This is a genomic window from Opitutaceae bacterium TAV5 (assembly GCA_000242935.3).
In the GTDB taxonomy this organism is placed as follows: Bacteria; Verrucomicrobiota; Verrucomicrobiia; order Opitutales; family Opitutaceae; genus Geminisphaera.
The window spans coordinates 501439-523283 of sequence record CP007053.1; the positions used below are offsets into that span (position 1 = coordinate 501439).

The 21845-nt window shown below is 65.4% G+C and carries 20 protein-coding genes; 12 read left to right on the forward strand and 8 right to left on the reverse strand.

What is annotated here, in order from left to right; translation table 11 throughout:
- Window positions 1-15 precede the first annotated feature (15 nt).
- Genes OPIT5_02675 through OPIT5_02685 form a run of 3 tightly spaced genes read right to left on the reverse strand, consistent with a single transcriptional unit; the run spans window position 16 to window position 3036 of the window.
- Window positions 16-288 carry a proteinase inhibitor gene (locus OPIT5_02675; GenBank protein AHF89325.1) on the reverse strand — a complete coding sequence of 91 codons (273 nt, stop codon included), beginning with the start codon at window positions 286-288 and terminating at the stop codon, window positions 16-18.
- Window positions 285-1943 (reverse strand): O-succinylbenzoate-CoA ligase, encoded by a 1659-nt coding sequence (locus OPIT5_02680; GenBank protein AHF89326.1) that lies wholly within the window; start codon window positions 1941-1943, stop codon window positions 285-287. The genes OPIT5_02675 and OPIT5_02680 overlap by 4 nt, the downstream gene beginning before the upstream one ends.
- A gap of 25 nt (window positions 1944-1968) precedes the next feature.
- Entirely contained in the window at window positions 1969-3036 is a 1068-nt protein-coding gene (locus OPIT5_02685; protein ID AHF89327.1) for a dihydroorotate dehydrogenase, read from the reverse strand.
- Between the two features lie 120 nt (window positions 3037-3156).
- Between OPIT5_02685 and OPIT5_02690 the strand changes: the two genes are divergently transcribed.
- Together OPIT5_02690 and OPIT5_02695 are read left to right on the forward strand one after the other, a co-directional pair.
- Window positions 3157-4584 (forward strand): amino acid permease, encoded by a 1428-nt coding sequence (locus tag OPIT5_02690; protein AHF89328.1) that lies wholly within the window; start codon window positions 3157-3159, stop codon window positions 4582-4584.
- 100 nt (window positions 4585-4684) lie between these two features.
- A complete protein-coding gene (locus tag OPIT5_02695; protein ID AHF89329.1) occupies window positions 4685-5023 on the forward strand; it encodes a nitrogen regulatory protein P-II 1 in 339 nt (112 codons plus the stop codon).
- 209 nt (window positions 5024-5232) lie between these two features.
- Here OPIT5_02695 and OPIT5_02700 read toward each other — a convergent pair whose 3' ends face one another.
- On the reverse strand, window positions 5233-5751 hold the full coding sequence (locus tag OPIT5_02700) for a heat-shock protein (GenBank protein AHF89330.1): 519 nt from the start codon (window positions 5749-5751) through the stop codon (window positions 5233-5235).
- A 178-nt stretch (window positions 5752-5929) separates the two neighbouring features.
- Between OPIT5_02700 and OPIT5_02705 the strand changes: the two genes are divergently transcribed.
- Window positions 5930-6406 (forward strand): hypothetical protein, encoded by a 477-nt coding sequence (locus OPIT5_02705; GenBank protein ID AHF89331.1) that lies wholly within the window; start codon window positions 5930-5932, stop codon window positions 6404-6406.
- A 138-nt stretch (window positions 6407-6544) separates the two neighbouring features.
- Here OPIT5_02705 and OPIT5_02710 read toward each other — a convergent pair whose 3' ends face one another.
- Window positions 6545-6997 carry a hypothetical protein gene (locus OPIT5_02710; protein ID AHF89332.1) on the reverse strand — a complete coding sequence of 151 codons (453 nt, stop codon included), beginning with the start codon at window positions 6995-6997 and terminating at the stop codon, window positions 6545-6547.
- Between the two features lie 217 nt (window positions 6998-7214).
- Here OPIT5_02710 and OPIT5_02715 point away from each other — a divergent pair, with 217 nt between their 5' ends.
- The 5 genes from OPIT5_02715 (at window position 7215) to OPIT5_02735 (ending at window position 12768) form a co-directional block, all read left to right on the forward strand.
- On the forward strand, window positions 7215-7619 hold the full coding sequence (locus OPIT5_02715; GenBank protein ID AHF89333.1) for a hypothetical protein: 405 nt from the start codon (window positions 7215-7217) through the stop codon (window positions 7617-7619).
- A gap of 105 nt (window positions 7620-7724) precedes the next feature.
- Window positions 7725-10100, forward strand: a complete 2376-nt coding sequence (locus OPIT5_02720) for a bifunctional cbb3-type cytochrome C oxidase subunit I/II (GenBank protein ID AHF89334.1) — start codon at window positions 7725-7727, stop codon at window positions 10098-10100.
- 112 nt (window positions 10101-10212) lie between these two features.
- Window positions 10213-10380, forward strand: coding sequence for a hypothetical protein (locus OPIT5_02725; protein AHF89335.1), 168 nt, complete (start codon window positions 10213-10215; stop codon window positions 10378-10380).
- A 42-nt stretch (window positions 10381-10422) separates the two neighbouring features.
- Complete coding sequence (locus OPIT5_02730) at window positions 10423-11112, forward strand: cytochrome C oxidase subunit III (protein AHF89336.1); 690 nt, start codon at window positions 10423-10425, stop codon at window positions 11110-11112.
- 204 nt (window positions 11113-11316) lie between these two features.
- Complete coding sequence (locus OPIT5_02735; GenBank protein ID AHF89337.1) at window positions 11317-12768, forward strand: cytochrome C oxidase; 1452 nt, start codon at window positions 11317-11319, stop codon at window positions 12766-12768.
- Between the two features lie 100 nt (window positions 12769-12868).
- On the opposite strand, the gene OPIT5_02740 is transcribed toward OPIT5_02735, so the two are convergent.
- Window positions 12869-13882, reverse strand: coding sequence for a hypothetical protein (locus tag OPIT5_02740; GenBank protein ID AHF89338.1), 1014 nt, complete (start codon window positions 13880-13882; stop codon window positions 12869-12871).
- 279 nt (window positions 13883-14161) lie between these two features.
- Here OPIT5_02740 and OPIT5_02745 point away from each other — a divergent pair, with 279 nt between their 5' ends.
- Complete coding sequence (locus OPIT5_02745; protein ID AHF89339.1) at window positions 14162-15466, forward strand: tyrosyl-tRNA synthase; 1305 nt, start codon at window positions 14162-14164, stop codon at window positions 15464-15466.
- A gap of 245 nt (window positions 15467-15711) precedes the next feature.
- Here OPIT5_02745 and OPIT5_02750 read toward each other — a convergent pair whose 3' ends face one another.
- Together OPIT5_02750 and OPIT5_02755 are read right to left on the reverse strand one after the other, a co-directional pair.
- Window positions 15712-16791, reverse strand: coding sequence for a recombinase RecA (locus OPIT5_02750; protein AHF89340.1), 1080 nt, complete (start codon window positions 16789-16791; stop codon window positions 15712-15714).
- A gap of 234 nt (window positions 16792-17025) precedes the next feature.
- On the reverse strand, window positions 17026-18006 hold the full coding sequence (locus tag OPIT5_02755) for a LysR family transcriptional regulator (GenBank protein AHF89341.1): 981 nt from the start codon (window positions 18004-18006) through the stop codon (window positions 17026-17028).
- A gap of 97 nt (window positions 18007-18103) precedes the next feature.
- Between OPIT5_02755 and OPIT5_02760 the strand changes: the two genes are divergently transcribed.
- The 3 genes from OPIT5_02760 to OPIT5_02770 all read left to right on the forward strand — a co-directional run bounded on the left by OPIT5_02760 (window position 18104) and on the right by OPIT5_02770 (window position 21822).
- Window positions 18104-19276 carry a nitrate ABC transporter ATP-binding protein gene (locus OPIT5_02760; GenBank protein AHF89342.1) on the forward strand — a complete coding sequence of 391 codons (1173 nt, stop codon included), beginning with the start codon at window positions 18104-18106 and terminating at the stop codon, window positions 19274-19276.
- Between the two features lie 55 nt (window positions 19277-19331).
- Entirely contained in the window at window positions 19332-20834 is a 1503-nt protein-coding gene (locus tag OPIT5_02765) for a nitrate ABC transporter substrate-binding protein (GenBank protein ID AHF89343.1), read from the forward strand.
- Window positions 20835-20964: 130 nt separating this feature from the next.
- Window positions 20965-21822, forward strand: coding sequence for a nitrate ABC transporter permease (locus tag OPIT5_02770; protein ID AHF89344.1), 858 nt, complete (start codon window positions 20965-20967; stop codon window positions 21820-21822).
- The last annotated feature ends 23 nt before the right edge of the window (window positions 21823-21845 follow it).

Consider the following 21845-nt stretch of genomic DNA (forward strand, 5'->3'; position numbering starts at 1 on the left):
CTGGCGATGAAGGATTCATCCCGGCGTCGTCGCCACCTCGAGCGCATCGAGATGCGCGAGCGCGGCGGCGCGATCCGCACCGCACATTTCCTGCGACGGACGCAGGCTCGCGCAGACGGCGGGGCGTTCCGGCCGGCCGAAAATCGCACAGCGCAAGTCGGGCAACAACTGCACACAGGGCACGCCCGCCGGCTTCCCGAACGGCATGCCCGGGATCGGTGTGCTGATCGACGGCGCGATGCAACATGCGCCGCAACCGGCGCGGCAGGACAACGAAGCGTCTGTCACGCGGCTTCTCCGGCAGCGTGGCGACGCAGCGCCTCGCGGTTGAGCTTGCCTTGCGCCGAGCGCGGCCAGGGCATCACAGCCACGTAGCGGCGCGGACATTTGAACGGCGCCAGCTTGCCGGTCAGCGCCGCGCGCACGGCGGCGGCATCCACCGGAGGAAACGAGTCGTCCGCCGGATAACACGCCACCACCGCCTCGCCCCACCCGGGATCGGGCACGCCGATCACAGCCACGTCACCCGGGAAAAACCCCGTCGCCCGCAACGCCGCCTCGACCTCCTGCGGGTTGACCTTTTCGCCTCCCGTGATGATCAGCGCATCGCGGCGTCCGGAAACATGCAGGCTGCCGGCCGCGTCGAACGAACCGGCGTCGCCGGTCTCCCAAGCGGCGCTTCGCGCCAGTTCGGAGTTCAGGGTTTCCGGTTCAGGGTTACCGGAAGATGCGACATCGCCGGTCTCCCGCCCCTCCTGCGCCCCGAACCCTGCACCCTGAACCCCGAACCCTGAACGCTGAACTCCCGTCGCGCTAGCGACGGCGCGCCAGCCGGGCCAGTATCCGTGAAACAAGGACGCCGAACGGATCGCGATGCGGTTGCCGCCGCCTCCATCCGCCATCAGGTCGATGCGCGCGTGCGGCATCGGGCGGCCGGCGCCGCGTCCGCCGGCGGCAAACTCCTCCGGCGTGAGCGCCGCCACCATCGCCGCCGTCTCTGTCATGCCATAAGAAAACGCCAGCGGCAGCCGCGCCGCCGCGCCCGCCTCGACCAGCGCCGGCCAGCTCGGGCCTCCCCCGATGAAGACGGCACGAAACCCGCGCAGCCACGCCAGCGCGGACTCGTCGGCGTTGTCCAGCAATCGCTGGAGCTGGGTCGGCACGAGCGAAAGAAACGTGGCGGCGTTCGCAGCTACATTGTCGCCGGGAGCAGGGCGCTCCTCGCCGCGTTCGATGCGTTTCCAGTCGGCGTGCCGGTAGCTACCGCCGGTCAACGCGCAGCGCATCCAGGCCATCAGGCCGCTGATGTGATGGAGCGGCAGGAGCCCGACCGCGTTGACCCGGCCCACGCCGAAGTGGCGGCAAAAACCGTCCACCGCTGCGGCCAGCGTTTGCCCGTCGTGGCGGGCGAGCTTGAGGTTGCCCGAGGAACCGCCGGTGGGGATGCAGAGCCAGCCGGAGTGGCACGGGCTTCCAGCCCGTGATGTGGCATGGGCATCCTTGCCCATGATTGCCGGACAGGGAGGGGGGACATTTGCGGCGCGGAGCGCCGTCCACGGGCTGGAAGCCCGTGCCACGAGAGGAAGCGATGGTTGAGCCGCGAGCGCGGCGAACTGCGCCCGCTCGCGTTCGCCCCAGGACGGGTCGGCGATAAAAACCGGACGGCCGTCATCCGCGGCCACGGCGTCGGCCAGCGCGATGCGGAAGCGGAGCGGGTCACGTTCGTCGACGAGGTGAATTGCGGGAGCGGCGGCATTCCTGCCGCTGCGACGAGGCGCAACGCGCCTCGCCCCGATCTTCCCGGGAAGTTCATCCGCCCCCTGTCGGGTTGCCGGTCTTGTGGAGACACTGTCCGGCAAGGCAGCGGCAGGAATGCCGCCGCTCCCCGGGCAATCTCTCCGGATGCTCTCCTGCAACAGCCGTCCGAGTTCCGCGCGCGTCATGCGATCTGCTCCTGCGGCCAGCCCTTCACCAGCCCGCCCGGTGATTGTCCGCGAGCGCGCGGGCGAGCTGCGCCGCGAAAAACGCGCCACGGTAGATCATCCCGGTGTAGATCTGCACGAGCGAGGCGCCGGCGTCCATTTTCTCGCAGGCGGCCTTCGTATCCATGATGCCGCCCACGCCGATGATCGGCAGGCGGCCATGCGTGGCGCGGGAGATGTACTTGATTATCTCCGTCGAACGCTCGCGGACGGGCGCGCCGCTGAGTCCGCCGGTTTCGTTGACCGTGGCAAACCAGCCGGGGCGGGCGAGCGTCGTATTCGTGGCGATGATACCGTCGAGGCCGAGTCCGAGCAGGGTTTCGAGCACGTCGTCGATCTGCTGCCACGAGAGATCAGGGGCGATCTTGAGGAGGATCGGGCGGCGCGGTTTGCCGGCAGTGGCACGGGCGGCGTTGGCCTCGCAGAGGGCGCGCAGCACGCCTTCGAGCCGGTCCTTTTCCTGGAGCTTGCGCAGGTCGGGCGTGTTGGGGCTGCTGACGTTGATCGCGATGTAGTCGGCATGGTCGGCGAGCAGGCCGAAGCTCGTGAGGTAGTCGCCAACCGCCTCCTCCAGCGAGGCGACTTTCGATTTGCCGAGGTTGACGCCGACGGGGATGCGGCGCTTGCCGGGGCCGGGCATCCGGGCGAGACGGCGGGCAACGTGCTCCGCGCCCGAGTTGTTGAAACCCATCCGGTTGATGACGGCCTCCTGCGCGGGGTAGCGAAACATGCGCGGCTTCGGGTTGCCGGGCTGCGCCAGCGCGGTGACGGTGCCGATCTCGGCATGGCCGAAACCCAGCGCCGCCATCGCCGGCCAGATGGCGCCTTCCTTGTCGAAGCCCGCGGCGAGCCCGACGGCATTGGGAAACTCCAGCCCGAAAGCGCGCACCGGGCGGTATACGGAGCGCGGCAGGCGGTGCCACGCTTCGAGAGCGCGGCACAGCGGCGGCAGCTTGCCGAGCACATTGAGCGCGGTCACGGCGACTTCGTGCGCCGGCTCGCAGTCGAGACGGAAAAACAGCGGACGGGCAATTTTTTCGTAGAGGGATCCCATGAAGGCAGCAGCGTGGCCGCCTGTCGGCCCGGAATCAAGCGGAGGGATTGTGCGGCAACGCCAATCTCCCGCGGACGAATTCGGAGTTGAAAACCGCTCCGGTCCGGCGTGGATGTCCGGATGCCCGGAACGCCCTCCTCCGCCATCGTCCCCCCCGACCGCAATGCGGACGGCACGCTCAGACGCGGCCTGAAAAATCGTCATATCCAGCTCATCGCCCTCGGCGGAGCCATCGGCACCGGCCTGTTTCTCGGCTCGGGCGGCGTCATCCAGCTCGCCGGCCCCGCCATGATCCTCGGCTATGCGATCGGCGGCATCATCGAGTTCCTGATCATGCGCCAGCTCGGCGAGATGATCGTGGAAGAACCGGTGGCCGGCTCGTTCAGCCACTTCGCCTACAAATACTGGAGCGGATTTGCCGGGTTCATGTCGGGCTGGAACTACTGGGTGCTCTACGTGCTGGTCGGGATGACGGAGCTGACGGCGGTGGCCAAATACATCCACTACTGGGCGCCGGACATGCCGCAATGGATTCCGGTGCTGGTCTTCTTTGTCCTCATCAACGCCATCAATCTGGCCAACGTGAAGATCTTCGGCGAGGCCGAGTTCTGGTTCTCGATCATCAAGGTGCTGGCGGTGCTCGGCATGATCGCGTTTGGCGGCTGGCTGCTGCTCTCGGGCCGGGGCGGCGAGGAGGCCGCGGTATCCAACCTGTGGACACACGGGGGGTTCTTCGCGACGGACGCCCGCCACTTCGCCGTGGCGCTGGTCATCATCATGTTCTCGTTCGGCGGCCTGGAGCTCGTCGGCGTCAGCGCGGCGGAGACGGCCGAACCGTACAGGACGATCCCCAGGGCCATCAACCAGGTGATGTTCCGCATCCTGATCTTTTACGTGGGCGCGATCGGCGTGATGCTCATGCTGATGCCGTGGGATGTGATGGCCGAAAAGGTCGCCGCCGCCGGCAAGGCGGGGGACAGCTACGGAGCCAGTCCTTTCGTGCTGATTCTCAGCCAGCACGGTGTCGCCGGCGCCGCCCATCTGCTGAATTTTGTCATCCTCACGGCGGCGCTCTCGGTCTACAACAGCGGCGTCTATTGCAACAGCCGGATGCTTTACGGGCTCGCCCTGAAGGGCAATGCCCCGCGCGCCCTGCTCAAGGTGGACAGGCGTGGCGTGCCCGTGCTGGCGCTGGTGGCCTCGGCCCTGGCGACCGGCCTCGGCGTCATCATCAATTACACGGTTCCGGAAAAAGCGCTGGGCTATCTCCTCGCGCTGGTGGTGGCGGCCCTGGTGCTCAACTGGGCGCTGATCAGCATCACGCACCTGTATTTTCGCCGGGCCAAAGACCGCGAGGCGCATGTGTCGCGGTTTCCCTCATGGGGAGCACCCTGGACCAATTACCTGTGCCTCGCCTTCGTGGCCTTCATCCTCGTGGTGATGGCCACGCTCGCGGACATGGCCGTGCAGGTGCTGCTGATTCCGCTCTGGCTCGGGCTGCTCTGGATCGGCTGGAAGATCCGGACTAAAAACACCGCTGGCTGCTGAAAAATCCGCCCCGGAAACTTTTTCCGCCGGACCGCCCGAACAAAGCCACCAAACCGCTTGCCTTGCTCCGCAGGTCAGGCGATGAATACTCCCCTCACCCATGAAGCTCATCATCGCTATCATCAAACCCTTCAAACTGGAGAACGTGAAAGAAGCCCTTTCGGGGATCGGCATCGAAGGCATGACGATCACCGAGGTGAAGGGCTTCGGACGCCAGAAAGGCCACACGGAGATCTATCGCGGTTCCGAATACACCGTCGATTTTCTCCCCAAGACCAAGATCGAGATCGTCGTCTCCGACGACATGCTCGACAAGGCGATCAACGCCATCCTCCAGGCGGCCAAGACCGGCAAGATCGGCGACGGCAAGATATTCGTTCTCCCGATCGAGGAAGCCGTGCGCATCCGCACCGACGAACGCGGCGAGACCGCGCTCTGAGTCCGGGGCAACGCGCATCGATCCCCGCGTGGCACCGGCCTTGTACCGGTCCGGCGGGTGGCCCGGCAAGAGATCATGCGCCGGACACCGGCGCTCCCGGTGCGCCAAAAAGGACGCCCCGCTCACGGTGAGCGGGGCGTCCTTTTTGGCGCTGCCCCCTGGTTCAGGGAGCAGTCGTCGAGTCTGTCGAAGGCCGGAGGGAAAATCCGTCATTCACCCTTGGCGGGAACGAATTCCAGACGCAGCGCGTCAGGACCGGTGAAGACGAGGCGCTTTTTCTGGAACGCCACCTGGGTGGTCGCTTTCAGATCGGCGATATAAGCGGTTTCACGTTTGACCACATCCGGGCTGCTGCCGGTGATGCGGGTGGCGGCGAGAGCCCGCCCCCAGTCGAGGCTGCCGTCTTCGGCCAGCGCTGCCGTGCCGAAATAGGCGTTTTCACCCGAAGAGCCGGTGACACGCCCCCCTTCCCCGAGACGCAGCGTGACCAAGGTCGGAAGATGGCTGGTGCCGTCGGCGGAAGTCCATGTGTCGAGATCCCAGTACGTGTTGGCAGCAGCCCTCAGTGCATCGGCCGAAGTTGTCGGGACCGAAGCCTTTGTCGCGGTCGCCTGCGGTGCCGAATCCTGTGACGCAGAAGTGGTCGCCGTTTGCTGACAACCGGTGAGTGCGAGAACAGCAGCAAACGCGACCGGTGCGAATGAGCGAGCAATGTTGGTTGGGTTCATATGGAAAACAATGGCGACAACCCGGAGGTGATCAAGAGACTTCCATCATACTTTTCCCATGAATAAATACATCTGTATGAGTAACCTGCTAGTAGAAGAGATTTGCAAATAGGGCTTCTCGCGGAACGGCCCTCCGGCGTTGTTGCCTTTCGGCCGAACCGGCGCACCGTCGCTGTGCATGCAAGAAGCGCACGAGGTTCTCAAAGAGGTACTAAAGCATACCAGCGCCAAACAGGTGGCCGCCGACCTGGGCGTGTCGCTTTCACTCGTTTACAAGTGGGCGGAGGTCCCCGCCGGCGCCTCTGCCGGCAGCGGGTCATTCAGCCCGCTGGAGCGCGTGGGCCAGCTCATCCGGTCCACCGGAGACGTCCGGATCGCCCGCTGGGTCTGCCAGCAGGCCGGAGGTTTTTTCATCCAGAACGCCGAAAGACGCCCCGTCCCGGAATTGCTCGCTCCCGCGACGAGCGGCATCGTCCAGGAATTCGCCGACATGCTGGCGCTCATCGCCGCCGCCTCGGCCGACCAGAAAGTCACGCCCGAGGAAGCCGCCTCCATCCGCAAACGGTGGGAGCAGCTCAAGAGCGCCACCGAGGGCTACGTGCGCGCGGCGGAGACCGGAACGTTTCATCCCGAAGAACCCGGCCCGACCGGCTGACCCGCCCCCCCGCCGGATTCCGGAAGAACGTACGAAAGGGAGGACACCGGCAGTTGCAGGCGGCCTCTCCGGCCGGAGCTTCATCCGGCATCATGTGCCCGGTTTCCGGATACCCGGACCTGCCAGGGCGGCGGCGGCTCAGCCACGCAGGAACGAGCTTGGCAGCGTTGTCTTCGGAGCTTCCTTGCGCTGGCAAACCGCACAGAAGGCATCGATCTCCCGGCCGGCCACCCGCCGGATCGCCTCGCGGGCGATGGTGATTTCCTCCGTGCACCGGCCGGGTTCGAGGTGCGCCCAGCGGCCCCGCGGATCGAGCATGATCTCCATCAGGGCCGCCTCGCCCGTCACAAAATAGGCGATCAGGGGATTGAGCCCGCACGGGCACCGGGGCTGCCCGGACTCGCGCGCGGAATGCCGCGGCCCCGTCTGCAACTCCTGGAAAAACTGCTCCAGCGTCCAGTCCATGAGATGAACCAGCGCATCCGGCTCCGCCAGCGCCGACGACGGAGGCAACGCCCTCAACCTCACCTCCCACCGGACGCGCAAGTAGAGTCTACGGGCCTTGAGCGCCCCGATGAGGGTATCGTGCATGCCAGCAATGTGCCATATCCGGCGCTTCCCTGCCTCGCATCAGTTGGCGAGCCTTGCGCGGATTTTGGATCGATTGTCGTCCGATGATCGTTCCTTATCTGTGCGAAAACAAAAAACGCACAGTTGCAGCCAACCCCCGCGGAGAGTCAGCCTCGCCCTTCCGTTACCATGAAGTGATCTTCATCGGACCTATAAAGTTTCCTTTTCTTCCAGACACATGGATATCATTCCTCTCACGCTGGTTATCAGCCTCTGCCTGACGATCACCTTCATTGTCTTTTTCTGGCGTGAACAGTCGCGCCGGCGATTCACGAGCGCCGAGAGCGAGGCGCTCCTGCCTCTCGCCGACGAGGAACCGTCCAGCGCCGGTGTTACCCGTCGCCCTCGCGTGTCCGGCAGCGGCAGCCAGCCGGTGGTGATCGATATCGCCGCGGCGCGTGCCGCGCGTGCCTCCCGGCTGGCCGCGGAAGCCGGCGCCGGCGGCTCCCCGGCCCCGGAGGCTCGCTGCCATGCGCACGGCCATCACCCCGGCCCCTCCTCGCATGGCGAAAAACACGACTGCCACGGCGACGGTTCCTGCCACTCCTGCGAACGCCGCAAAAGCCGCGCCCGTGCGTCCTGATAAATCCCGCGCCTGAAACCGCAGCGTCCTCGCCGTCTCTCCGCCTTGCCTCCGACCTGACCAGACCCGCCCCGACCCTCCGCTACCGCATCTCACTTCACGACCATGGCTGCACGCACCGTAACGCTCGAATACAACGACAAGATCGTCCGCCAGTTCATGCTGGCCGGCATCATCTGGGGAGCTGTCGGCATGCTTGCCGGCGTCCTCGTCGCCTCGCAGCTCAACTTCTGGCAGATGAACGGGAAGTTTCTCGAGTGGATCACCTTTGGCGGTTTCAAGGCCGAGGGTATCCAGTACCTGACCTTCGGCCGCCTGCGTCCGCTGCACACCAATGCCGTCATTTTCGCCTTTGTCGGCAACATGATGTTTGCCGGCATCTACTACTCCACGCAGCGCCTCGTGAAGGCGCGGCTTGCCAGCGACGTCCTCTCGGCGATCCACATGTGGGGCTGGCAGCTCATCATCGTGGCGGCGGCCGTCACGCTCCCGATGGGTTTCACGCGCGGCAAGGAGTACGCCGAGCTCATCTGGCCGATCAACATCGGCGTCGTCTTCATCTGGGTCGTCTTCGCGGTGAATTTTTTCTGGACGCTCGCCCGCCGCAACGAGCCCAGCCTCTACGTCGCCATCTGGTTCTACATCGCGACGATCATCACCGTGGCGATGCTCTACATCGTCAACCACCTCTCGTTGCCCACGTCGTTCCTGCACAGTTACCCGGTTTTCGGCGGCGTGCAGGACGGGCTCGTGCAGTGGTGGTACGGGCACAACGCCGTGGCGTTCTTCCTCACCACGCCGATCCTCGGCATCATGTACTACTTCGTGCCGAAGGCGGCGGAGCGGCCGGTGTACAGCTACAAGCTTTCCGTCATCCATTTCTGGTCGCTCGTCTTCGTTTATATCTGGGCCGGCCCGCACCATCTGCTCAACACCGCGCTCCCCGGCTGGCTCCAGGCGCTCGGCATGACCTTTTCCCTCATGCTCTGGGCACCCTCCTGGGGCGGCATGCTCAACGGCCTGCTCACCCTGCGCGGCGCGTGGGACAAACTCCGCACCGATCCCGTCCTGAAGTTTTTCGCCGCCGGCGTCACCTTTTACGGCATGGCCACGTTTGAAGGGCCGCTTCTCTCGATCAAGTCGGTCAACGCCCTCGGCCACTACACCGACTGGATCATCGGCCACGTCCACGCCGGCGCCCTCGGCTGGAACGGCTTCATGGCCGCCGGCATGTTTTACTGGCTCGCCCCGCGCCTCTGGAACAAGCCCCTTCACTCGCAATCCCTCGCCAATCTCCATTTCTGGCTCGGGACGGTCGGCATCCTCCTCTACGTCGCCGCCATGTGGACCAGCGGCATCACCCAAGGTCTGATGCTCAGCGCCACCACCGACAACGGCACGATCCTCGCCCACCCCAACTTTGTCGAGACACTCAACACGATCCGCCCCATGATGCTCTTCCGGCTCGTCGGCGGCGGCCTCTACCTTGTCGGCTGGGGCCTTCTCATCTACAATATCGGCCGCACCATCTGGCGCGCCGCTCCCGTCAACGGCACCATCCGGGTGTTTGTCGAGGACAAGCCTGCCGTCCGCCTCGGCGTGGGCGGCACGCTGCTCAATCCGCCCGTGCTCTTCTCCGTTCTCGGCGCGCTCTTCGCCTGCGTGTGGATGTTTGGCGGCGACCTCCTGAAGCTCGTCGGCCTCTTCGGCACCATCCTCTGTGTCATCCTCGCGTGGATGCACTTCGAGACGCGCGGCGGCAAGTGGGCCGCGTGGTACGACAAGCTCCTCGTCCATGCCACGCCGTTCACCGTGCTCACCTTCCTCGCCGTCGCCGCCGGCGGCATGATCCAGATCGTGCCCACCGTCATCGCCAGCCGCGCGCAAAACGTCGAGGACCGCCTGCAAGTCCTGTACACCCCGCTCGAACTCGCCGGGCGCGACATCTATGTGCGCGAAGGCTGCTACAACTGCCACTCGCAGATGATCCGCACGCTCGTGCCCGACATCATGCGCTACGGCCGCGCCGGCGTGAACGACGACTACTCCCGCCTCGGCGAATCCATCTACGACCATCCCTACCAGTGGGGCTCCAAACGCACCGGTCCCGACCTCGCCCGGGTCGGCGGCAAATACACCGATGACTGGCACTACAACCACATGCGGGACCCGCGCATGTCGCCCGGCTCCAACATGCCGGCCTACCCCTGGCTCTTCGACCAGGTCACCGACACCGCCGCGCTCCCGCGCAAGATCGACGTGCAGCGCCAGATCGGCGTGCCCTTCCCCGAATGGAGCGAAGAGGAGATCGCCGCGCAGGTCAAAAAGCAGGAAACCGAAGTGGCGGACCGCCTCAAGGCCAAGGGACTCTACACGCAGCCTGACCGCGAGATCGTGGCGCTCATCGCCTACCTCCAGAAACTCGGTACCTACGAAACCGTCAAACCCGCCGCGCCCGTCGCACCGTCCGTTATTCCGTAACGCGCCTGCGGCGCGGAAAAGCCGCACCGCGCGAAGCGACATCCTCCTCTGCCAAACTGAAACACTGAAATTCAAACCACCCGGAACACTCCGTCCGCACTCCGCATTTGTCATGTTTCGCCGTCTTGTCATCGAAAACTGGATCAGCCTCCTCACGGTGATCGCCTTCATCGTGGCGCTCTCGATCTACGTGCCCATCACCCTGCGCGCCCTGCGCATGACCCGCGCCAGGACCGACCACCTCGCCAACCTTCCGCTCGATGACGACCAGACACCGTAGGGGCGTCGCTTGCCGACGCCCGCCACCCGCGTGCGGAGCCTCATGCTGCTGACGCGGGCGCCGGCGAGCGACGCCCCTGCAAAGAAAACCGAACACCAGACGACCTTCGACCCATCCACCATGAGCCACGACCACTCACCCGCCGCCTCCTCCGCCGCCACCGCCTCCTCCGCCGCTGCCGGGCCGCAGACCGAGCCGCCGCCGCCCGGCCAGCTCGACGGTCCTATCCGCCACCACGTCTACGATGGCATCGCCGAATACGACAAACGCCTCCCCAACTGGTGGCTGCTCACCTTCTACGGCGCCATCGCCTTCGCCATCATTTACTGGATGGCCACGCAGCATTTCAGCGATGTGACCGACGGCCAGCGGGCCATCACGGCCATGCAGCAGATCGAGGCCATCCGCCTCTCCTCCGGCTCGGCGCAGCTCGATGACGAAGCGCTCTGGAAAATGAGCCGCAACCCCGCCTTCGTCCAGGCCGGCGAGGCCATCTTCAAGGCCAACTGCGTCGCCTGCCACGGCGCCGATCTCAAGGGCGGCATCGGCGTCAACCTCGTCGACGACGAATGGCTCCACGGCGGCAAACCCACCGAAGTCGTCCACACCATCACCAACGGCGTGATCGAAAAAGGCATGCAGGCGTGGGGCCCCGTTCTCGGCCCGCAAAAAATCGCCGAAGCCGCCGCCTTCATCATGTCGCACCACCAGGAACCCGCGGCCGGAAACTGATCGGATTTTTGACCACGGATTACACGGATCGGCATGGATAAATTCCACGGAAGGAGGCCCACGAAACACACGAAAAGACACGAAAGCCAAACTATCCGGATTCCTCGTATTTTTTTCGTGTCTTTTCGTGTGTTTCGTGGGCATTCCCGATTCCCGGTTTTATCCGTGTCCATCCATGTAATCCGTGGTTAAAACCTCCTCGCCATGCCACCTCCCGTCGCCCCCCGTCCGAATCGCGATTCCGTCACCACCATCCGTGACGACGGTTCGCGCCTGTTCCTTCATCCGGCGGACGCCCGCGGACGGTTCACACGCTGGCGCCGCCTCTCCGGCTGGCTCCTCATCGCCTTCTACCTCGCTCTCCCCTGGATTCCCGTCAACGGCAACCCGGCCGTGTTTCTCGACATCGCCGAACGCCGTTTTCACCTCTTTGGCGGCACCCTCGCTTTCCAGGATGCGTGGCTGATGTTTTTCGGCATCACGGGGCTCGGCTTCTCGCTCTTTTTCATCACCGCCCTCCTCGGTCGCGTATGGTGCGGCTGGGCCTGCCCCCAGACCGTCTTTCTCGAACACCTCTACCGCCGTGTCGAACGCTGGATCGAGGGCGACGCCGTCTCCCGCCGCCGGCTCGACGCCGCGCCCTGGACCCGCGCCAAGACCGCCAAACGCATCGGGAAGCACGTTGCGTTCGTCCTCCTCTCTGCCGGCATCGCCCACCTGTTTCTCGCGTACTTCGTATCCATTCCGCAACTATGGTCGATGATGACGCACGCTCCCGGCGCGCATTGGGCGTCCTTCGTTTTCATGGCCGTGGCGACCGGCATCCTCTATTTCAACTTCGCCTGGTTTCGCGAACAGCTCTGCCTCATCATCTGCCCCTATGGCCGCCTGCAATCCGTGCTCATCGACGACAACTCGCTCGTCATCGGCTACGACGCCCGGCGCGGTGAACCCCGCGGCCGCCCCACGCGCACCACTGCCGCCGATCCCGGCGCGGCCGGCATCGGCGACTGCATCGACTGCCACCGCTGCGTGCAGGTCTGCCCCACCGGCATCGACATCCGCCAAGGTCTTCAAATCGAGTGCATCGCCTGCGCCGCCTGCGTGGATGCGTGCGACGAGGTGATGACCAAGCTCAAGCGCCCGCGCGGCCTCGTGCGCTACGACTCGACCAACGGCCTCGCCGGGCAGCGCACCCACTGGCTGCGCCCGCGCATTTTTGTCTACCTCGTGCTGCTCGCCGTCGGCGGCGCGGTGGCGACCTTCGCGTTCTCCACCGTGCGCCCCGCCAGCCTCGGCGTCACCCGCCAGACCGGCGCGCCTTACTTCGTGACGGCCGACACCGTCCGCAACCAGTTTTCCGTGCGTATCGTCAACAAACGTACCGGACCTGTCCGTTTCCGCGTCACCGCAGAACCGGTCGCCGCGTCCGCCGCCGTGCCCGCGCCGCCGATCCAGCAATTCGGTTTCGACGGCCTGCTGGAAATCGCCCCGCTCGCCGAGGAAGTCCGGCCCTTCGTGATCCAGCAAAAACGCGCCGACTATGCCGGCAACTTCCGGTTTCTCCTCCGCGTGCAACCCGAAGACGGCTCTTTCACGCTGGAGCGTGAACTCGAATTCATCGGGCCCGACGCCGAACTGCTCCGCGAGGAGTGATCCCCGCGGCAAGGCCGCCCCGTCCGCAAGGCAACACAAGCGGAGGTCTTCCGTCACAGCGGAAGGAAGCGTTCTTCGCCGGCCCCCTTCCCCCCTTCTCTCAGTTCGTCGAAATCGTGAGCACCGGCGGACGGCCCTCGCCGCTCGTATCGGTCATGGTGAAAAGCAGCATGAGCAGCGAAAAAGCCCGTTTTGTCCGCAAGTCGCCGTCATCGATCCAGAACCAGCGTCCGCGGTACGGGATGGAAACCAGCACGTCCTTCGGTTCGCGCGAACCGCTGTGTATGAAAAAACGGATACGCTCCCGTTCGACGGAGTCGGCCGTCGTGTCCATCGGCGGCGCCCCTGCCGGAATGCCCGGCGTGGCGCGCCCGGCCACGATATCCTCGTCGGGGATTTCCACGTGCATCGCCAGGGCGCCGGTCACGTGCAGCAATGAGCGCGTCTGCACCGCAATCTCGGTGTCGGACGAGGCGATGTTGCCATGGACGAGCCTGAATTCGGTTGCATCGGGATTCAGTCCGAGGAGCCGGCGAAGCTCGACCGCCTGTTCCGCCACCTCCGGAGGCACGTTCTTCGAACGGATCGTCAGCAAGGTGGCCGGCTGCGCGTCATCCTTGCCGGTGATCACGCGGATGCTGATGACGCCCGACCGCTGCAACTCGTTCATGAGCAAAGCCACGCGCAGGAAACGCGGATCGGCGAGGCGGGTGGATTCCTCGTTGCCCAAACCGTTGATCGCGCTCGTCCCGAGCAGCAGCATCGCCTCGGCCGGCCAGCCTGCCTGGATCGTCGAAAACAGGGCCGCGGGCGAAAGCGGCGTGACGAGGCCGGCCACGAACTTGTTCCCCGTCATCGGCGTGTAGGTGATCGTCGGCCGGTCGATGTAGCGACCCTCCATGCGGGCGCTGCCGAAGCTGTCGGCCCGTCCGCCGGGACCGTGGATCTCGGCGCCGAATCCGCCGAACATCTCGATCTGGTAACCCGCCACGATCTGGCCGACATCCACGTAGATCGGCGGGTCGAGGTAGCGGAGCTTGACGATGTTGAGCAACGTCTGGCGTTTCCATGATTCGGTGACGGCCGAGCTGTAGTCGAAACGGTCGCGCGCCACCGAGGCCGGTCCGATCGACCTGCACCCGGAAACGCCGCAGGCTACAGCCACAACGACAGCCGCCAGGACAGCGACCGGAGAGAGGTAAACGAAGCGGGAGAATCGACTCCGCTTCGCGCGACAAGCTGGATGCATGGCAAAAGCGAACGGCAAAACCGGACCGCGGCAAACGCCAATTAACGGCCGCCAGCGACCGGCCCGGCGACGGCCGGTTTGTGGACGGACTCCCAAAACACCCTTGCGCCGCCCCGCGCCCCTGAGTTTGGCTGGCGTTCGATTATGAACCTCATCGAAGACCTCCAGTGGCGCGGCCTCCTGGCCGATTGCACCGACCTCGACGCGCTCGCGAAGCGCCTCAGCGAAGGCCCGGTCACGCTGTATATCGGCTTCGATCCCACCGGCGACTCGCTCCACGTCGGCCACCTCATGGGCCAGCTCACCGCCCGCCGCTTCCAGCTCGCCGGCCACCATGTGCTCCCGCTCGCCGGCGGCGCCACCGGCATGATCGGCGACCCGTCCGGCAAATCCGCCGAGCGCAATCTCCTCACCCCCGAACAGCTCGCCCACAACGTCGCCTGCATCAAACAACAACTCGCGCGCCTCCTCGACTTCGACCCGGCTCGTCGTCAAAACCCCGCGCACCTCGTCGACAACGCCGACTGGACGCGCACCATCAGCTACCTGGATTTCCTCCGCGACGTCGGAAAATATTTTTCGCTCAACGTCATGCTCGCGAAAGATTCCGTCCGCTCGCGCATGGAAGGCGACAACGGCATCAGCTACACCGAGTTCAGCTACCAGCTCCTCCAGGCCCACGACTTCTACGTGCTGCGTCGCGACTACCACTGCGAGCTCCAGATCGGCGGCTCCGACCAGTGGGGCAACATCACCGCCGGCACCGATTTCATCCGCCGGAAACTCGGCGTGCCTGCGTATGGCTGGACGTTCCCCCTCATCACCAAGGCCGACGGTTCCAAGTTCGGCAAAACCGAAGGCGGCGCCGTGTGGCTCGATCCGGAAAAAACGAGCCCCTACAAGTTTTACCAGTTCTTCGTGAACACCGAAGACGCCAAGGTCTGCGAATACCTCCGCAAGTTCACGTTTCTCTCCCGTACTGAAATCGAGGAGCTCGAAGCGAAACACGCCGCCAATCCCGGCGCGCGCGAGGCGCACAAGGCGCTCGCCCGCGAGATCACCCGCACGGTTCACGGCGACGCCGCGCTCGACGCCGCGCTCAAGGCCAGCGCGATCCTCTTCGGCGCCGAGATCGGCGACACCACCGAAGCCACCTTCCGCGACGTCGTCGGTGAAGTGCCCACGAAAGAACTCGCGCGCGCCCGGCTCGAAACCGCCGCCGGACCCGACGGCGTGAGCGGCGCTCCGCTGACCGAACTGCTCGTCCACGCCGGCCTCGCTCCGTCAAAGGGCCAGGCGCGCAAGGACATCGAAGGCGGCGGCGTTTACGTGAACAACCTCCGCGTCGCCGAATCTGCCCGGACCATCACGCCCGCCGATCTGCTCTTCGGCAAGTACGTGCTCCTGCGCAAGGGCAAGCGCACCTACGCCGTGCTGGACGTGAAGTGAGTGGCGCGGGCTTTTTCAGCCAAACGCCCGCTTCCGAAGTGGCACGGCCATCCTGGCCGTGGACGGCGCGAAAGCGCCGCAACGTGGCATGGGCTTCCAGCCCATGATTTGGTTCCCGGCTGGCAATGTTCACGGGCTGGAAGCCCGTGCCACTGCGGGAGAGGCAACGCACACGGGCAAGGAGCCCGTGCCACGCGCGAGCGTCCCGTCCGCCAGCGGAGCGGCAGCATTCCCGGCGCTCCCGTTTACTCCGCGGCCGGCTCGTCGCCGGTCACGATGGTGCCGCCGGTGACGTTGACCTTTTCGTAAATCGCCTTGCTGAGCTTTGCGGCCAGTTCGGGTTTTTCGCGGATCGTCTGTTTGGCGGCGTCGCGGCCCTGGCCGATGAGTTCGCCTTCGTAGGAAATCCACGCGCCCTTCTTTTCGAGGATCTTGTGCTCGATGCCGAGGTCGAGGAGAGAGCCGGTGCGCGAGATGCCCTCGTCGTACATGATGTCGAACTCGCACTCGGTGAACGGAGGCGCGACCTTGTTCTTGACCACCTTGATCTTGGTGCGGTTGCCGACGATCTTGCCGTCGGGCAGCTTGATCTGCTCCTTGCGGCGGATGTCGATGCGGATCGACGAGAAGAACTTGAGGGCGCGACCGCCGGGCGTCGTCTCGGGGCTGCCGAACATGACGCCGATCTTTTCACGAATCTGGTTCGTGAAAATGAGAATGCACTTGGTCTTGCTGACCACGGCGGTGAGGCGGCGCATGGCCTGGCTCATGAGGCGCGCCTGGGAGCCGACGGTGGCGTCGCCCATCTGGCCGTCGAGTTCCTGGCGGGAAATGAGGGCGGCGACGGAGTCGATGACGATGACATCGATGGCGTTGGAGCGGATGAGCGCCTCGGCGATGTTGAGCGCGTCCTCGCCGCTGTCGGGTTGCGAGACGAGCAGGTCGTCGAGATTGACGCCGACAATGCGCGAATACTTCGGGTCGAGGGCATGCTCGACGTCGATGAAGGCGGCGAGCCCGCCCTTTTTCTGGGCCTCGGCGATGACACTGAGACAGAAGGTGGTTTTGCCGGAGGATTCCGGACCGTAGATTTCGATGATGCGGCCGCGGGGGAGTCCGCCGACACCAAGGGCGAGATCGACGGCGAGGGAGCCGGTCGAAAGCGTTTCGACCTGCATTTTGTGGGCGTCGCCCAGACGCATGATCGAACCTTCGCCAAACTGCTTGGTGATGGCGGAAACGGCGAGATCGAGGTTCTTGCGGTCGGGAGTGCCGGCGACGGCGGGAGCGGAGGTGGTGGTTTTGGTGAGGACTGCTTTGGCCATAATATGGCCTCAAAGTAGCGGGCGGGAACGAACCGGGGGCGAGGAGAAAATGGGGAGAGGTGTAAAATGAGGGGAAAGGACCTCGCCTGCCGGATGATATCATCGGTAATCTATTGTCTATAAATGATAAATAATCCGTGATAACTGGCGGCACGAACGAGAGGGTGTGCCATGTGTCTGAGCGAAATTTTCGTTGTTTTAGAAGATGCTGCGACACGAGGACGGGAGGCTCGGTCAGGGGAACCGGCCGGCGCCCGCTCCCGACCGGATCCGGATCGCCGATTTGTCTCGCGAGAGTTCGGCATTGTCCACGATCAGATCGCGGGCCACGGCGCGGCAGACGCCGGTGAACAGCGTCTCTGGCAGGCTCAGCCGCCGGCCTTTCCTGTAAAACACCATCCACCGCCGTCTCAGCGAACGGCGGCCCAGCGGCAGGCAGACGAGCGTGCCGGCCTCGATCTCGCGCATGGCGATCCAGCCCGGCAGCACCCCCACACCGAGGCCCAGACCGACCAGTTGCTTCACCACGTCCTCGTTGTCGCTCTCGATGAAGGCCCGCGTGGGGATGCGCTCCTGCCGGAAAAACGAGTCGATCAGCTCGAACATCGCCGAGTGCTCCTCGGGCAGGATCAGACGCGCCTCGGCCACCTGCGCGCGCGTCACCCGGCCCAGCTTCGCCCACGGATGCAGCGGATGGATCAGGAACCCCAGTTCATCCTCGGCCAGCTCGATCTGCATCAGTTCCCGGTAATCGCGCAGCAGCGGCGCCACGCCGACATCGACCGTGCCCTCCAGCAGGCGCGCCACCAGGTCGTCCGCCTCCCGCTCCACGAGCGAGAGCGCCATTTGCGGGAAACTCTCGCGAAATTCCCGGATCAGGTTCGGCACGATGAACCGGCAGCCCGTCGGCGTGGAGCCGATGACCAGCCGGTGGCTGCCCCAGTCGCGTCCCGTCCGCATCTGCTCCCGCACCGCCTGCAACCGCCGCACCATCTCCTCCGCCTCCGGCAGGAAGCGCTTCCCCTCCGGGCTGAGCGCCAGCGTGCGGCCCACCCGCTCGAACAGCTTCGCCCCCAGCGTCTCCTCCAGCATCCGGATGGCGTGGCTGAGGGCCGAGGGCGTCAGGCCCAGATCCTTGCCCGCCTTGTGCATGCCGCCGCGGCGCACGATGGCCACGAACGCATTGAGATGCCGGGTCTCGATCAAGGTATTCACGCATGGAGGGCAGCATTCGGCGTGCCTCGTCTCGTCCGCGCCGCGCGCCTGTGCGAAATAATTCAACGGTATGTGAAATTAATTGAGCCATTTAAAAATGCACATTCGCGTCTGCTGGCATCGCCGGTGCTCCAAAACCGGCATGACCGCACGACCCGCAGCACCGTCCTCCCGGCTCCGCCACCGGAGTCCCGTGCCGGATCGTCCCCTGCGCGTCGGCTACGTGCCCATGACCGATTGCGCGCCGCTCGTCGCCGCCCATGAGTTTGGCCTCTTCGAGCGTCACGGCCTGCGCGTCATCCTCAGCCGCGAGCCCGGCTGGGCCACCGTGCGCGAGAAAATGATCCTCGGCGAGCTCGACGCCTGCCAGGCCCCCGCCAGCATGGTCTTCGAGCTTTCCTGCGGGCTTGGCGTCGTCACCACGCCCAGCCTCACCGGCCTGGTCACCGCGCACAACGGCAACGCCATCACCCTCTCCAACGAACTCCGGGACCTCGGCGTGCGCGACGTCTGGTCGCTGCGCCGCCTCATCGACCGCCACCGCGGCAGCCGCCGCTTCATCTTTGCCGGCGTCCTCGCGTATTCATCACAACACTACCTGATGAGGAAGTGGCTCCGCTCCGGCGGCATCGACCCCGAGCGCGACGTGGACATCATTTTCCTCCCGCCGCCCCAGATCAACGTGTGCCTCGGCGCCGGGCACATCGACGGCTGCTGCGTGGCCGAGCCCTGGAGCTCCGTCGGCCTCCTGCGGGGCATCGGCTGGTGCGTCACGCTCTCCGCCGACTTCGATCCGATGCACCCGGAAAAAGTCTTCATGGTCCGCGCCCACTTCGACCGCGACCATCACGAGAACCACCTGCGTCTCGTCGCCGCCCTCATCGAGGCCGCCCGCTGGTGCGACCAGCCGGCCAGCCGGGCCGAACTGGCCGACATCCTCTCCTCTCCCCGTTATCTCGACATCCCGCGCGATACCATCGCCAACGCCCTCATCGGCCCCTTCCGCATGGGCATGGATCAGGAAACCCCGGCGACGAATGCCATCGTGTTTCATCGCAACGATGCCAATCGCCCCACCGTGGCCAAGGCCCGCTGGGTCCTGCACGAGATCCATACCCACCGCCTCGGCGACGGTCTTCCCGAACTGTCCGACTCCGAAATCCGCGAACGCTACCGCGAGGACATTTACGAGGAGGCGCTTGCCCTCGTCGCTCCGCCCCGGCGGGCGCGTCCACGCGCAGCCTCGCCCGCATTTGCCTCCGTCGCCTGAAGTCCGCGCTTCCGCCGCGCTGTCATTTTCCGTCTTCACCTCAACCACACGTATCATGATAGCAAATACATCGAAAATCCATCCGGGACGCTCCGCCAGCGCGCCCGTGTGCCATCGCTCCAACGTCAACGCCGACGCCCTCCGTGATTTCGAGGCCCGCCAGACGCCCGATTTTCGCGGCCTGGAGCACGGGCCGTGCGGCCGCGCCCACGTCCCGGGCGTCGAATGTCCCGATTGCGCCACCAGCCTCGCCGAACGCGCCCGCGCCGCGCTCACGCCCGCCACGCCCTCCATCGAGGACATCGTTTCCCGCCAGGTCGAGGATGCGATTATCCAGGCGGTGATCCCCGACCCCATGGTCCGCCGTACCTTCATCAAGCGCCTGGGCCAGGGCTCGCTCGCCGCGCTCATCTCCACCGCCCTCCCGCTCGACTTCGCCAAGGCCCTCGCCGCCGAGCCCGTGAAAACCGGCGCCATCGAGAAGCCCGATCTCTCCATCGGCTTCATCCCCATCACCTGCGGCACGCCCATCATCATGGCCGAGCCCATGGGTTTTTACAAAAAGAACGGCCTCAACGCCACCGTGCGCAAGGCCGCGGGCTGGGCCATCATCCGCGACTGGGCCGTCAACCGCGAGGTCGACGCCGTCCACATGCTCAGCCCCATGCCGCTCGCCGTCACCCTCGGCGCCGGCTCCCGCCCGCTCAACATGGTCGTCCCCGTCATCGAGAACGTCAACGGGCAGGCGATCACCCTGCACAACAAACACAAGGGCAAGGTCAAGGGACCGCAGGACATGAAGGGGTTTCGCTTCTGCGTGCCCTTCGACTACTCGATGCACAACTACCTCCTCCGCTACTACCTCGCCGAGGGCGGGCTCGATCCCGACAAGGACGTGAGCATCCGCGTCATCCCCCCCGCCGAGATGGTCGCCAACCTCAAGGCCGACAACATCGATGGCTACCTCGGCCCCGATCCCTTCAACCAGCGCGCCGTGTATGAAAACGCCGGATACATCTTCATGCTGACGAAGGACATCTGGCCCGGCCATCCCTGCTGCACGCTCTCGCTGCTCGAGGAGTTCCCGCGCCGGTATCCGAACACTTTCCTCGCCCTCTGGCGTACCCTCATCGAGGCCACTTATTTCTCCTCCGATCCCGCCAACCGTGATGCCATCGCCAAGGCCATTGCGCCCGCCAACTACCTCAACCAGCCCGAGATCGTGCTCCGCCAGGTGCTCACCGGCCGCTACGCCACCGGCCTCGGCGGCGTGGCCAGCACGCCCGACCGCATCGACTTCGACCCCATGCCCTGGACCGCCATGGCCAAGTGGATACTCAGCCAGATGGTGCGCTGGAAACAGATCCCCGCCGATGTCGATTATGAGAAGATCGCCACGCAGGTTTACCAGGAGGCCGGCTGCAACGATCTCATCCGCGAACTGGGCCTCACGCCCAAGATCGCCCCGCCGAAGTCCTTCACCATCCTCGGCAAGGACTTCGATCCCGCCCGCGCCGCCGACTACGCCGCCAGCTTCGCCATTCCCGCCAAATCCTGACGCCGCGGGACCGGCCCCGCCCTTCGCCCGCGCCACACGCGGGGAGGGGCGGCGGTCCGCCGCCACGCAAAAACTCATCATGTCCGTTTCCTGTCTCATCGAAAAATTTTCCCGGCGCTTCGCGCCCTTCGTGCTCACGGTTTTCGTCGTGCTCGCCGGTCTCGTCGTCTGGTCCGCCCTCACACGCCAGCCCCGCCTCGACCCGGCCGACTTTTCACCCGACCAGCTCGAACTCATGGAGCTCAATGGAGACGTCATCCGCGATCCCGGCACCGGCGCCTACGCCTACAACCCCGCCAAGCGCCAGGGATTCCCCGGCCCCGGCGACGTGTGGAACAAGACCAGGGAGGAGGCGCGCGAGGCTTTTGAGAGAAAAGGCACCAACGACCACGGCATCGCCTGGCTCGTCGGCTACACCCTGCGCCGCTTCTTCACCGGCTTCGGCGCGGCCTCCATCGTGGCCATTTTCGTCGGCGTTCTCATCGGCCTTTCCCCGCTCCTCTACAAGACGCTCAATCCCATCATCCAGTTCCTCAAGCCCATCTCGCCGCTCGCCTGGCTGCCGCTCCTGCTCTACTCGGTGAAAGACCCCTTCTGGACCGCCATCCTCGTCGTCTTCATGGCCTCGCTCTGGCCCACCGTGGCCAACACCGCCTTTGGCGTCACCAATCTTCGCAAGGATTATCTGCGGGTGGCCGACATGCTGGAGATGAATTTCGCGCGCCGCCTCTTCTGCGTGATCCTCCCCGGCGCAGCGCCCACGATCATCGCCGGCCTGCGCATCTCCTTCGGCAGCGCGCTCGTTGCCGTCGTCCCCGCCGAGATGCTCCTCGGCGAACTCGGCGTGGGCTACCTGAGCTGGATCGAGTGGAACAACCTCGACGTGGCCGGCGTGATCTTCGCCATCGGCGTCGTCGGCGTTGTCGGCGTCCTCCTCGACTTCGCGTTCAGCCGCCTCGCCTCCTGCTTCACCTACTCGGAAGGCTGACCCGCCTTCGCCGTCTCCCGTCC